Source organism: Caulobacter sp. NIBR1757 (assembly GCF_027912495.1).
Lineage (GTDB): Bacteria > Pseudomonadota > Alphaproteobacteria > Caulobacterales > Caulobacteraceae > Caulobacter.
In genome coordinates, this window is sequence record NZ_CP115463.1 from 3,982,270 (window position 1) to 3,995,657 (window position 13,388).

13 protein-coding genes and 2 pseudogenes are annotated in these 13,388 nt (G+C 68.8%); 8 read left to right on the forward strand and 7 right to left on the reverse strand.

The window, feature by feature from the left end:
• Positions 1 to 11: 11 nt before the first annotated feature.
• The 8 genes and pseudogenes from rsfS to O5I81_RS19170 all read left to right on the forward strand — a co-directional run bounded on the left by rsfS (position 12) and on the right by O5I81_RS19170 (position 7,268).
• The gene (gene rsfS, locus O5I81_RS19135) at positions 12 to 407 is read left to right on the forward strand and encodes a ribosome silencing factor (RefSeq protein WP_271066461.1); all 396 of its coding nucleotides are present in this window, start codon (positions 12 to 14) and stop codon (positions 405 to 407) included.
• Complete coding sequence (gene rlmH / locus O5I81_RS19140) at positions 404 to 868, forward strand: 23S rRNA (pseudouridine(1915)-N(3))-methyltransferase RlmH (protein ID WP_271069059.1); 465 nt, start codon at positions 404 to 406, stop codon at positions 866 to 868. Before rsfS ends, rlmH begins: the two co-directional genes overlap by 4 nt.
• A gap of 245 nt (positions 869 to 1,113) precedes the next feature.
• Positions 1,114 to 2,157, forward strand: a complete 1,044-nt coding sequence (locus O5I81_RS19145) for a peptidoglycan DD-metalloendopeptidase family protein (RefSeq protein ID WP_271066462.1) — start codon at positions 1,114 to 1,116, stop codon at positions 2,155 to 2,157.
• 83 nt (positions 2,158 to 2,240) lie between these two features.
• Positions 2,241 to 3,614, forward strand: coding sequence for a S41 family peptidase (locus tag O5I81_RS19150; RefSeq protein WP_271066463.1), 1,374 nt, complete (start codon positions 2,241 to 2,243; stop codon positions 3,612 to 3,614).
• A 110-nt stretch (positions 3,615 to 3,724) separates the two neighbouring features.
• On the forward strand, positions 3,725 to 4,933 hold the full coding sequence (locus O5I81_RS19155; protein WP_271066464.1) for a divergent polysaccharide deacetylase family protein: 1,209 nt from the start codon (positions 3,725 to 3,727) through the stop codon (positions 4,931 to 4,933).
• A pseudogene (locus O5I81_RS19160) lies at positions 4,930 to 5,400 on the forward strand (RNA pyrophosphohydrolase); the annotation flags it as partial. The gene O5I81_RS19155 and the pseudogene O5I81_RS19160, both read left to right, overlap by 4 nt.
• Before the next feature lie 24 nt (positions 5,401 to 5,424).
• A pseudogene (locus O5I81_RS19165) lies at positions 5,425 to 6,510 on the forward strand (alpha/beta fold hydrolase); the annotation flags it as partial.
• A 23-nt stretch (positions 6,511 to 6,533) separates the two neighbouring features.
• The gene (locus tag O5I81_RS19170) at positions 6,534 to 7,268 is read left to right on the forward strand and encodes an alpha/beta hydrolase (protein WP_271069061.1); all 735 of its coding nucleotides are present in this window, start codon (positions 6,534 to 6,536) and stop codon (positions 7,266 to 7,268) included.
• Positions 7,269 to 7,598: 330 nt separating this feature from the next.
• Here the strand turns inward: O5I81_RS19170 and sugE are convergent, their stop codons facing one another.
• From sugE to atpA, 7 genes are all read right to left on the reverse strand, one after another.
• Positions 7,599 to 7,925, reverse strand: a complete 327-nt coding sequence (gene sugE, locus O5I81_RS19175; protein ID WP_271066465.1) for a quaternary ammonium compound efflux SMR transporter SugE — start codon at positions 7,923 to 7,925, stop codon at positions 7,599 to 7,601.
• Positions 7,926 to 8,002: 77 nt separating this feature from the next.
• Positions 8,003 to 8,680, reverse strand: a complete 678-nt coding sequence (locus O5I81_RS19180; RefSeq protein ID WP_271066466.1) for a hypothetical protein — start codon at positions 8,678 to 8,680, stop codon at positions 8,003 to 8,005.
• Positions 8,681 to 8,788: 108 nt separating this feature from the next.
• Positions 8,789 to 9,052: an ATP synthase F1 subunit epsilon gene (locus O5I81_RS19185; protein WP_271066467.1), complete on the reverse strand. Its 264-nt coding sequence runs from the start codon at positions 9,050 to 9,052 to the stop codon at positions 8,789 to 8,791.
• Positions 9,052 to 9,291, reverse strand: coding sequence for a hypothetical protein (locus tag O5I81_RS19190; RefSeq protein ID WP_271066468.1), 240 nt, complete (start codon positions 9,289 to 9,291; stop codon positions 9,052 to 9,054). Before O5I81_RS19190 ends, O5I81_RS19185 begins: the two co-directional genes overlap by 1 nt.
• Positions 9,292 to 9,296: 5 nt before the next feature.
• A complete protein-coding gene (gene atpD / locus O5I81_RS19195) occupies positions 9,297 to 10,913 on the reverse strand; it encodes a F0F1 ATP synthase subunit beta (RefSeq protein ID WP_271066469.1) in 1,617 nt (538 codons plus the stop codon).
• A gap of 31 nt (positions 10,914 to 10,944) precedes the next feature.
• Complete coding sequence (locus O5I81_RS19200; RefSeq protein ID WP_271066470.1) at positions 10,945 to 11,823, reverse strand: F0F1 ATP synthase subunit gamma; 879 nt, start codon at positions 11,821 to 11,823, stop codon at positions 10,945 to 10,947.
• A gap of 30 nt (positions 11,824 to 11,853) precedes the next feature.
• The gene (atpA, locus tag O5I81_RS19205; protein ID WP_271066471.1) at positions 11,854 to 13,386 is read right to left on the reverse strand and encodes a F0F1 ATP synthase subunit alpha; all 1,533 of its coding nucleotides are present in this window, start codon (positions 13,384 to 13,386) and stop codon (positions 11,854 to 11,856) included.
• Between the last annotated feature and the right edge of the window lie 2 nt (positions 13,387 to 13,388).

Below are 13,388 nucleotides of genomic sequence, written 5' to 3' on the forward strand. Positions count from 1 at the left end.
TGAACCGCGAGTTGGCGCCCCAGGCGCAGGAAGCCGTTATCCCGGCCTCCAACGAGGAGCCCCGACAGGGCTCGCTCGAAGAGCTGATCCTGTCCAGGCTGGACGACGATAAGGCTCAAGAGATTGTCCTCATCGACCTGAAGGGCAAAAGCCCGATGGCGGATTCCATGATCGTGGCGTCCGGCCGGTCGCATCGCCATGTCGGCGCGCTGGCCGACCATGTGCTGCGCACGCTGAAGGACAACGGCTACGGCCGCGCCCGGGTCGAGGGCCTGCCGCACTGCGACTGGGTGCTGATCGACGCCGGCGACGTGGTCGTCCACCTGTTCCGGCCGGAGGTTCGCAGCTTCTACAACATCGAGAAGATCTGGTCGGTCGACTCCAACCACATCAAGGCGGCCAACTGAAAGTCACGCTGCTGACGGTGGGGCGGCTGGGGCGAGACCCGGCGGCCGCCCTCGCCGCCGACTACGCCCAGCGCGCCACGGCTTCCGGCCGGGCGCTGGGCCTGGGTCCGGTCGAGATCGTCGAGGTCGAGGCACGCAAACCCGGCAAGGCCGCCGAGGCCGAAGTCCTCCTCCCCCATCTGAAGGACGCCCACGTCATTGCCTGCGACGAGCACGGCAAGGCCTGGACCAGCCGCGCCTTTGCCGGGCGGGTGGCGAGCTTGCGCGACGGCGGGACGCGGCGGCTGGTGATGATCATCGGCGGGGCGGACGGGCTGGATGCCTCGGTGCTCCAGGCCGCCAACGAGACGCTGGCGTTTGGGCCACAGACCTGGCCGCACGCGATGGCGCGGATGATGCTGGCCGAGCAGGTGTATCGCGCGGTGACGATCCTGGCGGGGAGCCCGTATCACAGGGATTAGCAATTCCTCCTCCGGGACGAAGTCACGGGGGAGGGGGACCGCCGGGCCGACTTAGGCCCGGGGGTGGAGGGGGCTGCGCCGGCGGATCGGGTTGATCATGAACGCCGTAGCCGCCAACCGCGCCAGAACGCATCTCTTCCTGACAAGCCGGCGCTGCCCCCTCCACCCCCGCCGCTAAGTCGCGGCGGCGGTCCCCCTCCCCCGTCGCTTCGCGCCGGAGGAGGAACTGTGTAGAACGGTGGCGAATGCGCCCCCTCGCCCTTCTGACCATCATCGGCCTCTCCGCCCTCGCCGCCGCCAGTGTGGCGCAGGAGCCGGCCGATGCGCCGTCGGCCAGGGCGATGCTGGTCATGGGTCCGGGCAGTCCGGAGAGCCAGGACGCCGCCAGGAGCGAAATCGCCGCCCTGCGCGAGGAACTGCGCCGCATCGCCTCCAGCCAGGCCCAGGGCGGCCGCGACGTCGACGCCGCCCGCGAACGGCTGAGCCTGCTCAACGCCCGCGAAACCGCCCTGACCGCCCAGATGGGCCGCGAACGCTCGCGGCTCGGCGGGCTGCTCGCCGCCCTCACCCTGTTCCGCCGCGATCCGCCTCCGGCCCTGCTGGTCCGGCCCGATGACGCCCGCGATGCGGTGCGGGCCGCCATCCTGATGCGGGCGATGACGCCGGAGCTGGAGCGCCGGGCGCGCGGCTACGCCACCGAAGCGCGCGAAATCTCCAACCTGCGCCGCCAGGCGGCGGGGGCCAGCGCCTCGCTGTTCACCGCCGAGAGCCGCGTCGCCGGCCGGCGCGGCGACCTCGAACGGCTGCTGGCCCAGCAACAGGACATCGAGGCCCGCTATCCGAACACCGCCCAGGCGGCCGGGCGCGACCTGGGCTCGCCCGGGGCCCTGGTCGACAGCTTCCCGCGCCGCGCCTCCGGCGAAGGCCCGGGGCCCCTGCGCCGGCCGGTCGATGGCCAGGTGGTGCGCGGCTATTCGGCGCCGAACTCGCCGGGCCTGTGGCTGCGGGCGCCATCGGGCGGCCAGGTGGTCAGCCCGGTTCAAGGGCGGGTTGAATTCGCTGGGCCGGTGACCGGCTGGGGGGTCATCCTGATCCTCAGAACCACGACCGGCTTCCACGTCGTGCTTGCCGGCCTGGACCAGGCGACGGTCCCCGCCGGAAGTCCGGTGACGGCCGGCCAAACCGTGGGACGCATGGCCGCAAGTGCGCCCGGCGCTTCGGAGCTGTATCTTGAGCTCCGGCGCGACGGGACTCCGATGGATCCAGCCCGCTGGCTGTCGGCGCGTTAAGGGATATATTCTCGTTTGTACGGGATGTTTTGTTGCGTACCGCGGCCCTCATGGCGCCGCATTGGAGCCCTTTAAGGTTGGTCATGTTCAAGAAGCATCTTCTGATCGGCGCCTGCGCCTTCGCCCTCGGCGCCGGTTCCATGGCCTACATCAGCCAGCAGGCCCAGGCGACCGCCCGGCCGAAGTCCGAGACCTACCGGATGCTGGAAGTCTTCGGCAACGTGCTGGAGATGACCGAGAAGCAGTACGTCGTCGAGGTCGATGAGAAGAAGCTGATCGAGGCGGCCATGGAGGGCATGCTCTCCTCGCTCGACCCGCATTCCGGCTACCTGAACGGGGAAGCCTTCCAGGACATGCAGGAGACCACCCGCGGCGAATACGGCGGCCTCGGCATCGAGATCACCAGCGAGGACGGGGTCGTCAAGATCGTCTCGCCGATGGACAACACCCCGGCCGACCGGGCCGGCCTGAAGCCGGGCGACTTCATCACCGCCGTCAACGGCCAGAGCGTGCTGGGCATGCCGGTCAGCGAGGCGGTCAAGCAGATGCGCGGCAAGCCCGGCGAGGCGGTCACCCTGTCGATCGCCCGCGAGAAGACCGATCCCTTCGACGTCAAGCTGGTCCGCGAAGTGATCAAGCAGAAGGTGGTCACCTCCCGCATGGAGGGCGACTACGGCTATGTCCGCCTGAGCAGCTTCAACGAGAACGCCACCGAGGAAACCCAGGCGGCGATCAAGGAGCTGCAGAAGAAGAACCCGAAGATGAAGGGCCTGGTCTTCGACCTGCGCCGCAATCCGGGCGGCCTGCTCGACCAGGCGGTCGGGGTGGCCGACATCTTCCTCGACGGCGGCGAGGTGGTCAGCCAGCGCGGCCGCGACCCCAAGGACATCGAACGCTACAACGCCCAGCCGGGCGACCTGCTCAGCGGCCTGCCGGTCGTGGTGCTGGTCGATAACGGTTCTGCCAGCGCCGCCGAGATCGTCGCCGGGGCCCTGCAGGACCGCAAGCGGGCCGAACTCGTCGGCCTGACCAGCTTCGGCAAGGGGTCGGTGCAGTCGGTCATCGCCCTGCCCGGCCAGGGCGACGGGGCGGTCAAGCTGACCACCGCGCGCTACTACACCCCGGCCGGCCGGTCCATCCAGAAGACCGGCATCGAGCCGGACCTCGAGGTCGCCGCCACCCGCGAACAGGCCGAACTGATCGCCAACCGCTCCTTCCAGTTCAGCGAGGCGTCCTTGCGCAACTCGCTGAACGCCGAGGAGGGCAAGGTGCGCCGCGAGGCCCACGCCCCGGCCGAGGCGCCGCCGCTGACCTTCGACGAGAAGAAGGACTTCCAGCTGGCCCGGGCCATCGAGGTCCTCAAGAACGGTTCGGTGCAGGCGACGCCCAAGCTGCCGGCCGCCGCTCCGAAGATCGCCTCGGTCGCCCCGAAAGCCGCGCCGACGCCGAAGAAGTAGCGCGTAGCGTCCTTCTCCCGCTTGCCGGGAGAAGGGGTTTTGCATGGTTCATTAACCATACCCGGGCATGTTCGGGGCACCCTTGAAGTAGCCCCCGGCGCCGTTCGCCCATGTTCTCGCGCAAGCCGCAGATTCCGCACACCCCGCCCAAGCCGCCGGCCAGCCGTGGCGGGCAGGCGCGGGCTCTCGCCCTGCGGGTGGCCAACAATCCCTGGCTCAGCGCCGGCGGCGCGGGCCTGCTGTTTCTGCTGACGCTGATCACCCTGATCATGGTGATGGGCGACGCCAAGGCCGGCACGCCGGTCGTGCGCCTGTCGCTGGCCCACGCCGCCGAAGCCGGCTCCGACGTTCCCGGCTGGAAGGAGGCGCTCGCCGACGAGAGCGAGATCGCGCCCATCACCACCGACGAGCTGACCCTGTCGGACGAGCCCATCGCGCTGGCCGAGAACGGCGTCATCGGCGGCTCGGCCATCATCACCCTTCCCGAGGGCGGACGCCTGGAAGGGGCCGGCGGGCCGATGATCGCCACCGGCGGCGGCTCGGCCCTGCCGCAGGCCCCGATCGCGGGCCTGACCGCGCCCGGGCCCGGCGGCGCCGTCCTGCCGATCATCGGCGGCGATGGCCGCAAGCCCTGGCAGGCCTATGCCCGCCCCTTCACCGCCAATGGCAAGCCCAAGGTGGCCCTGATCGTCGGCGGCCTGGGCCTCAACCGCGAGAACACCCGCCGCGCCATCGAACAGCTGCCGGCCGAGGTCACCCTGTCGTTTGTCATCTATGCCGAGGACCTGCAGGGCTGGATCGACCTGGCCCGGGCCAACGGCCATGAGGTGCTGCTCGAGGCCCCGATGGAGCCCAACGACTATCCGCAGAACGATCCCGGCCCCTACACCCTGCTGACCGGCGCCGCCCCGGCCGAGATGGTCAAGAAGACCGAATGGGTGCTGTCACGGGCCAGCGGCTACTTCGGCCTGACCAACTACCAGGGCGAACGGTTCCTGGTGTCGCAGGCGGCGATGAACAGCTTCGGCGCCGTGCTCAAGCAACGCGGCGTCGCCTTCATCGACGACGGCCTGGGGGCCCGCAAGGGCCTGGGTCCGCCGCGCGCCAGCGCCGACCGCATCGTCGATGGCGACATGTCGGCCGAAACCATCGGCCGCAACTTCTTCGCCCTCGAAACCGCCGCCCGGTCGAACGGCCAGGCCATGGGCGCCGGCTATGCCCATCCGGTCACCATCGACGCCGCCGCCGTCTGGACGCGGGCGCTGGAGAGCCGCGGCTTTCAACTTGCACCGGCTTCTGCGCTACTCTCCGGTCGGTGACCGACTCATTTCCCAAGCATCGCCCCAACGTCGGGGTCGTCCTGTTCCATCGTGACGGCCGCGTCTGGCTGGGCCGGCGCGCGGGCACGGAAGCCGTCCACCGCTGGCAGTTTCCGCAAGGGGGCATCGACCCCGGCGAGGACTACGAGACCGCCGCCCGACGCGAACTGGCGGAGGAAACCGGCGTCACCTCGGTCAAGATCCTCGGCCGCACCGAGGGCTGGATCACCTACGACTTCCCCCACTATGCGCGCGGCTCGAAGTTCACCAAGGGCTGGACCGGCCAGAAGCAGGTGTGGTTCGCCATGCGCTTCACCGGCAAGGACAAGGAAGTCCGGCTGGACGCCCACGGCACGCCGGAGTTCGACGATTGGCGCTGGGCTCGACTCGACGAGGCCCCGGGCCTAATCGTACCGTTCAAGCGCGCCGCCTACGAACAGGTGACCGCTGCCTTCAGACAATATGCGGAGACGGCGATGAGTGGTGCGATCCTGATGATCCATGGCATTGGCTGCACGGGCCAGGCCTGGGACCGCCTGGCGCCGGCCTTCCGCGCCCTCGGCTGGCGGGTCGAGACCCCGACCCTGTTCCCCGACAAGCGCACGGTCGGCAAGCCACCGGCCGACCTGCCGTCGCTGCGCCTCAAGGACTATGTCGAGGCCATGGAGGCGGAGGCCCGTCGGCTGGAGGCCGAGACCGGCCAGCCGCCGGTGCTGATCGGCCATTCGATGGGCGGGCTGATCGCCCAGAAGCTGGCCGAGCGCGGCCTCGGCCGGGCCGCCGTGCTGATCACCCCCGCCTCGCCGGCCGACGCCCGCAGCGGCAGCGCCCTGGCCCAGGCGATCACCTTCGGCAACATCCTGTTCTCCGGCAAGCCGGAGACCAAGCCGCACAAGATCTGGCCGACCGGCTTCAAATGGGGCGTGCTCAATCGCGTGCCCGCCGCCCGCCATGCGGAAATCTATGCCACCGCCGTCCATGACAGCGGCGGCGTCTATAACGACCTGGCCTATCCGGACAAGGATGAGCACGGCATGGCCATCATCGACGAGAGCAAGGTCACCGTGCCGGTGCTGACCATCGGCGCCGCCAAGGACCGGGCAACGCCGATCGCCGACGTCCGCCGGGTCGGGGCCAAGTATGGCCGGGTCGGCGGCGACTACCTGGAATACCCCAACAACGCCCACTGGATCATCGACGAGCCCGGGACCGACCAGGTCATCGCCGACATCGCCGCCTGGCTGACCAGCAAGGGCCTGACCGCCGATCCGCCGGCCGTGGCGGCCCCGGCGGCGAAGAAGGCCGCGCCGGCCAAGCCCGCCGCCAAGCCGAAGGCCGCCGCCAAGAAGCCGGCCGCCAAGGCCGCTCCGGCGGTCGCCGAGCCGCCGGTGGCCAAGGCCCCGACCAAGAAGGCTCCGGCCAAGAAGGCTGCCGCCAAACCGAAAGCGGAAGCCGCACCGAAGACTGCCGCCAAGACGCCGGCGGCGAAGAAAGCGGCCGCGCCGAAGGCCGCCGCCAAGCCGGCCGCCAAGGCCAAGGCCGCGCCCAAAAAGCCTGCCGCGAAGCCGAAGTCTTGAGCTTCGCCAAACCGCCGATCGTCATGGTCCACGGCGCCTTCTGCGCCGGCTGGATCTGGGACGACTTCCGCACCGCTTTCGAGGCGGCCGGCCATACCGTGCTGACCCCCGACCTGCCGGGCCACGCCCCGGGGGCCGACCCGGCCGGCAGGTCGATGAGCGACTACACCGACCATATCGCCGCCGTCTGCGCCGGGTGCGAGACGCCGCCGGTGCTGATCGGCCATTCGATGGGCGGCCTCGTCGCCCAGATGACCGCGGCCAAGGCGCGGCTGTCGGCCCTGGTGCTGCTGGCCCCGTCGGCGCCCTGGGGCGTCTATGGTTCGACCATGGAAGAGGGGGCGAGCGCGATGAGCCTCTATGCCCTCGGCCCCTTCTGGATGCAGGCCATCGCCCCGGACCGCACCCTGGCCCACAACTACAGCCTCGACCGCATGGACAGGGCCGCCCGCGACGCCGCCTTCGCCCGCATGGTCCCCGAAAGCGGCCGCGCCCTGTGGGAGACGCTGAACTGGTGGCTGGACCCGTTCATGACCACCCAGGTTTCGGCCAGGCCCGGCCTGCCGGTGCTGGCCATCGCCGGCGGCAAGGACGTCATCCACCCCGCCGTCACCGTCCGCCAGACCGCCCAGCGCATGGGCGGCGAGGCGGTGGTGTTCGACGAGATGAGCCACTGGCTGCCGGGCGAACCCGGCTGGGAGGCCGTGGCCGCCCGCTGTCTGAGCTGGCTGGACGGCAAGCTGGCCCAGGCGGCCTGACGTCAGCCTTATCGAAGCGGCCTACCATTATACCCCGCCGCCGGGCGGGAAGCGGGCGAGCGCGTCCTTTCGCCGTTGAAAACACTGGCGAAGCTGTGGTCCGAGGGTTGTTCAAGGCCACCGGAATGTGGGTCGGAGCGTAGGTCGGAGAGTGGCCGACTGTCGCCGGATGTGGGGCGGATTGTCGTCGGCGGACCCACATTCGAGCAGGGCGCCGGGATTTGTCGGACGGGCGTGTCCAACGAGCCCAAAATCAATATGTCTAGACATATTCATCCGCCTCCGGGCCGGGCCTGCTCGGGCTTCGGGACCTTCTGGCTCAGTGCTCGGTCAGGCCGACGGGCCGGAGAAAATCTTCAGGCCGACGATGCCGGCGACGATGAGGCCGACGCAGACCAGCCGCGACACGGTGGCCGGTTCCTTGAACAGGATGATGCCGACGATCACCGTGCCGACAGCGCCGATGCCGGTCCAGACCGCATAGGCCGTGCCCAGCGGCAGGGTCTTCACCGACCAGCCGAGCAGGGCCATGGAGATGACCAGGGCGACGGCCGTCCAGACGGTCGGCCACAGGCGGGTGAAGCCTTCGGTGTATTTCAGGCCAACGGCCCAGCCGGTCTCGAACAGTCCGGCGATGACGAGGATGATCCAGGCCATGGGAGTCACTCCAATAGAGCCGGGCCGTCCCGAATGAGCGGAAAGGCCGGCGGGTCGTCCCGCCGGCCCTCAAGGGCCTACTCGCTGATCGCGTAGAGCACGTCGGTCTGGTCGTACTTGGAATTGACCGGCGTCCCGCCGACCTTGCGGACGGTGATCAGGACGATGTCCTCACGCTTGTTCTCGGGCGTGACGTGCGACCACTTGCGGTTGGTGCGTTCCATGTCGGTGGTCCGCTTGGCGTTATCTTCCAGGGTCCAGCCGTTGTAGATCGCCCAGTTGTGGACGTCGGTGATGGTCGCCTCGAGGCCGTTGATGGCGTGCTGGACCGAGACGTTGCAGACGTTCTTGTTCACGCCCTGGTCGCGCAGGGTGATCTTCAGGCCCGGGGCCCAGGTCTTTTCCCAGATGTTGTCGCGCTTCTTCAGCTTCATGCCGTAGGCGGTGGCGATCTTGCTGATGTCGCCGCCCTTCACGAGCGGGAAGCAGACCTTCTTGATCACGTCGTTGAAGACGATCGAGGTCGCCTCGGTCGGGGCCGCCGGCGGCGGGGGAGGCGGCGGGGGCTCAGGCGCCGCCACCGGGGCGACGGGCGCGGCTTCCGGGACCGGCGCGGGGGTGGCTTCAGGGGCGGGCGCCGCGGCGGGGGCAGTCGCCTCCGGAGCCGGGGTCGGCTCGGGGGCCGGGGCTTCCTGGGCGACCACGGCGGTGGTCAGAGCGCTCGCGGCGAGCAGGGACAGGATGGCGACACGCATCGGACTTGAACCCTTCTTGAGATAGGCGGCGGCATCAAACCCCGCCTTGCGATCCCTCGCAACCTGCCAACGATTGAATCCGGGCCAAAAAATGACGCCGGTAAGTTTTTAGGCAGCCTCGACGGCGTGTTCGGCCAGGATGGTCAGGCCGGCCGGGGTGACGTCGGCGAAGCCGCCCTGGACGTCGAACACCCGGGTCGTCGATCCGTTGACCACGGTGATCTTGCCTTCGCGCAGGGCGGTCATGAACGGCGCGTGGCCGGCCAGGACGCCGAAGTCGCCTTCGACGCCGGGGGCGTCGACGCGGTCGACTTCACCGGCGAAGACTTCGCGCTCGGGGGCGACCAGGGAGAAGTGCAGCTTGTCGGCCATCAGTCCACCGCCTCCAGCGCGGCGTCGATATCTTCGTCCGTCTGCAGCTCGGTGCCGCAGAAGGGACAGAACTGGACGGAGATGAGAAGGTCGCCCTCCTCACCGTCGCGCTCGGTCCGGCCTGCGTTGAGCAGGATCAGACCGCTGTCGTGTTCGAACAACGCCGCGTCGGGGCCTGCGCCAAGGCAGACCTCCATGTCGTCACAGCAGTAACCCGCGGCGATGTCGTCGTCTTCCATCAGGCTCAGGCTTCCTGAGCCATCTTCTCGGCCTTGGCCACGGCTTCCTCGATCGGACCGACCATGTAGAAGGCGCCTTCCGGCAGGTGGTCGTACTCGCCGTCGCAGATGGCCTTGAACGAGCGGATGGTGTCCTTCAGCTCGACGAAGGCGCCGGGCGTGTTGGTGAACTGCTCGGCCACGAAGAAGGGCTGGCTGAGGAACTTCTGGATCTTCCGGGCGCGGGCCACGGTCAGCTTGTCCTCTTCCGACAGCTCGTCCATGCCCAGGATGGCGATGATGTCCTTCAGCTGCTTGTACTGCTGGAGGATTTCCTGGGTCTGACGGGCGACGGCGTAGTGCTCTTCACCGATGACCAGCGGGTCCATGATCCGGCTGGTGCTGTCGAGCGGGTCGACGGCCGGGAAGATGGCCTGGGCGGCGATGTCGCGGCTCAGAACGGTGGTGGCGTCAAGGTGGGCGAACGAGGCGGCGGGCGCCGGGTCGGTCAGGTCGTCGGCGGGAACGTAGATGGCCTGGACCGAGGTGATCGAACCCTTGTTGGTCGAGGTGATGCGTTCCTGCAGGTTGCCCATCTCGGTGGCCAGGGTGGGCTGGTAACCCACGGCCGAGGGGATGCGGCCCAGCAGGGCGGACACTTCGGCGCCGGCCTGCGTGAAGCGGAAGATGTTGTCGACGAACAGCAGCACGTCCTTGCCTTCGACGTCGCGGAAGTACTCGGCTTGCGTCAGGCCGGTCAGGGCCACGCGGGCGCGGGCGCCGGGGGGCTCGTTCATCTGGCCGTAGACCAGGGCGCACTTGGAGCCTTCGGTCGAGCCGCCGTTCTTCTTCGGGTCCACGTTGACGTTGGACTCGATCATCTCGTGGTACAGGTCGTTGCCTTCGCGGGTGCGTTCACCGACGCCGGCCAGCACCGAGTAGCCACCGTAGGCCTTGGCGATGTTGTTGATCAGTTCCTGCATGGTCACGGTCTTGCCGACGCCGGCGCCGCCGAACAGGCCGATCTTGCCGCCCTTGGTGTAGGGGCACATCAGGTCGATGACCTTGATGCCGGTGACCAGGACTTCGGCCGAGGTGGCCTGCTCCTCGAAGCTCGGGGCTTCGCGGTGGATGACGTTGTAGATGTCGGACTGAATCGGGCCGGCTTCGTCGATCGGCTCGCCGATGACGTTCATGATGCGGCCGAGCGTGCCCGGGCCGACCGGAACGCGGATGCCGGCGCCGGTGTCGATCACCGGCTGGCCGCGGGTCAGGCCCTCGGTGGTGTCCATGGCGATGCAGCGGACGGCGTTTTCGCCGAGGTGCTGGGCCACTTCCAGAACCAGGCGGAAGGTCTCGCCGGTGCGCTGGTCGCGGTTTTCGGTTTCCAGGGCGTTCATGATCGCCGGCAGCGAGCCGGTGAACTCGACGTCGACGACGGCGCCGATGACCTGGGAGATGCGGCCGGTCGCGCCGCTGAACGCCAGCTGGGCGGCCTTGCCGCCGGCGGCGGCGGCCTTGGGGGCGGCGGCCTTGGGAGCAGCGGCCTTCTTGGCGGGCGCGGCGGCGGCGGCGGCCGCCTTCGGGGCGGCGGCGGCTTTAGCAGCCTTGGGGGCGGCGGGCGTCTTGGGGGCGGTGGCCATGGTCTTGGTCTTCCGTGCGGTCTTTATTCGGTCAGAGGGCTTCGGCGCCGGAGATGATCTCGATCAGCTCCTTGGTGATCTGCGCCTGGCGGGTTCGGTTGTACTGGATGGTCAGGCCCTGGATCATGTCGCCGGCGTTGCGCGTGGCGTTGTCCATGGCCGTCATCTGGCTGGCGTAGAAGCCGGCCATGTTTTCGAGCAGCGCCGAGAGCACCTGCACCGTGATGTTGCGCGGCAGCAGGGTCTCGAGGATGGCTTCCTCGCTCGGCTCGTATTCGTAGGCGGCGCCGCCGAGATCGGCCGGCTGGCCGCCGCCCGAAACCTGGGCCGGGATCAGCTGCTGGCCGACCGGGGTCTGGCTGACCACCGACTTGAAGCGGCTGTAGAAGAGGGTGACGACGTCGGTCTCGCCGGCTTCGTAGATCTCGATGATCCGCTCGGCGATCGGTTGCGCCGCCGACAGGGTCAGGGTGCGCGTCGCCGACAGGTCGAAGCTTTCGATGATCCGGTCCGGGTACAGCCGGCGAAGGGGCGGCAGCGCCTTCTTGCCGACGGTGATGATCTTCACGTCCTTGCCTTCGGCCATCAGCTTGCTGATGTGCACGCGGGCGGCGCGGACGATCGAGGAGCTGAAGCCGCCGGCCAGGCCGCGGTCGGCGGCGGCGACAACCACCAGGTGGCGCTTGTCGCTACCGGTGCCGCCGAGCAGCTTGGGCGCGCCGTCGCCGGACACCCCCGCCGCCAGGTTGGCGATGACCGAGGCCATGCGCTCGGCATAGGGGCGCGCGTTCTGGGCCGCGTCCTGGCTGCGGCGCAGCTTGGCGGCGGCGACCATCTGCATGGCTTTCGTGATCTTCTGCGTGGCTTTCACGCTGGAGATCCGATTGCGCATTTCCTTTAGGCTGGCCATCGAAGGCTACTTTCTCCTGGTCAGCCGGCTTTAGGCGAAGGTCGCGGTGAAGTCCGCGAGAGCGGCCTTCAGCTTGTCTTCCAGATCGCCCGACAGCGCCTTGGTGGTGCGGATGGCGTCCAGCAGGTCCTGGTGCTTGCTGTGCAGGCGGCTGAGGAACTCGGTCTCGAAGCGGCGGACGTCGGCGGTGGCGATCTGGTCGAGGTAGCCACGGGTGCCGGCGTAGATCACGCAGACCTGCTCTTCGACCGATTGCGGCGCGTATTGCGGCTGCTTGAGCAGCTCGGTCAGGCGCTCACCGCGCGCCAGCTGGCGCTGGGTGGCGGCGTCGAGGTCGGAGCCGAACTTCGCGAAGGCGGCCATTTCACGGTACTGGGCCAGCTCGCCCTTGATCGGACCGGCGACGGTCTTCATCGCCTTGATCTGGGCCGAGGAACCGACGCGCGAGACGGAGATACCGACGTTCACGGCCGGACGGATGCCCTGGAAGAACAGGTCGGTTTCCAGGAAGATCTGGCCGTCGGTGATCGAAATCACGTTGGTCGGGATGTAGGCCGAGACGTCGTTGGCTTGCGTTTCGATGACCGGCAGGGCGGTCAGCGAGCCCGAACCATTGTCTTCGTTCAGCTTGGCGGCGCGTTCCAGCAGGCGGCTGTGCAGGTAGAAGACGTCGCCCGGGTAGGCTTCGCGGCCCGGCGGGCGGCGCAGCAGCAGGGACATCTGGCGGTAGGCCACGGCCTGCTTGGAAAGGTCATCATAGATGATCAGGCCGTGCATGCCGTTGTCGCGGAAGTACTCACCCATGGCGCAGCCGGCGAAGGGGGCCAGGAACTGCAGCGGGGCCGGCTCGGAGGCCGTGGCGGCGACGACGATGGTGTATTCCAGCGCGCCGGCTTCCTCGAGCGTCTTGACGATCTGGGCGACCGTCGAGCGCTTCTGACCGATGGCGACGTAGATGCAGTAGAGCTTGGCGCTCTCGTCATCACCGGCGTTGGCGGCCTTCTGGTTGAGGATGGCGTCGATGGCGATGGCGGTCTTGCCGGTCTGACGGTCACCGATGATCAGTTCGCGCTGGCCGCGGCCGATCGGGATCAGGGCGTCGATGGCCTTCAGGCCGGTCTGCACGGGCTCGTGCACCGACTTGCGCGGGATGATGCCCGGCGCCTTGACGTCCACGCGGCGGCGCTCGGAGCCGACGATCGGGCCCTTGCCGTCGATCGGCTCGCCCAGCGGGTTGACGACGCGGCCCAGCAGGCCCTTGCCGACCGGCACGTCGACGATCTCGCCGAGGCGGCGAACCTGGTCGCCTTCCTTGATGTGATTGTCGTTGCCGAAGATCACGATGCCGACGTTGTCGCGCTCGAGGTTCAGGGCCATGCCCTTCACGCCGGCCGAGGGGAACTCGACCATTTCGCCGGCCTGGACGTTGTCCAGACCGTAGACGCGGGCGATGCCGTCACCAACGGACAGAACCGAGCCGACGTCGGAGACATCGGCTTCTTCGCCGAACCCGGCGATCTGCGACTTGAGGATGGCCGAAATCTCGGCGGCGCGGATGTCCATAA

Bases quoted from the DNA above. Each gene is read 5' to 3' on its own strand.
- O5I81_RS19155 (WP_271066464.1), top strand. From the start codon at position 3,725: ATGTTCTCGCGCAAGCCGCAGATTCCGCACACCCCGCCCAAGCCGCCG.
- atpA (WP_271066471.1), bottom strand. From the start codon at position 13,386: ATGGACATCCGCGCCGCCGAGATTTCGGCCATCCTCAAGTCGCAGATC.
- O5I81_RS19170 (WP_271069061.1), top strand. From the start codon at position 6,534: ATGGTCCACGGCGCCTTCTGCGCCGGCTGGATCTGGGACGACTTCCGC.
- O5I81_RS19200 (WP_271066470.1), bottom strand. From the start codon at position 11,823: ATGGCCAGCCTAAAGGAAATGCGCAATCGGATCTCCAGCGTGAAAGCC.
- O5I81_RS19145 (WP_271066462.1), top strand. From the start codon at position 1,114: ATGCGCCCCCTCGCCCTTCTGACCATCATCGGCCTCTCCGCCCTCGCC.
- O5I81_RS19190 (WP_271066468.1), bottom strand. From the start codon at position 9,291: ATGGAAGACGACGACATCGCCGCGGGTTACTGCTGTGACGACATGGAG.
- O5I81_RS19185 (WP_271066467.1), bottom strand. From the start codon at position 9,052: ATGGCCGACAAGCTGCACTTCTCCCTGGTCGCCCCCGAGCGCGAAGTC.
- O5I81_RS19150 (WP_271066463.1), top strand. From the start codon at position 2,241: ATGTTCAAGAAGCATCTTCTGATCGGCGCCTGCGCCTTCGCCCTCGGC.
- atpD (WP_271066469.1), bottom strand. From the start codon at position 10,913: ATGGCCACCGCCCCCAAGACGCCCGCCGCCCCCAAGGCTGCTAAAGCC.
- O5I81_RS19180 (WP_271066466.1), bottom strand. From the start codon at position 8,680: ATGCGTGTCGCCATCCTGTCCCTGCTCGCCGCGAGCGCTCTGACCACC.
- sugE (WP_271066465.1), bottom strand. From the start codon at position 7,925: ATGGCCTGGATCATCCTCGTCATCGCCGGACTGTTCGAGACCGGCTGG.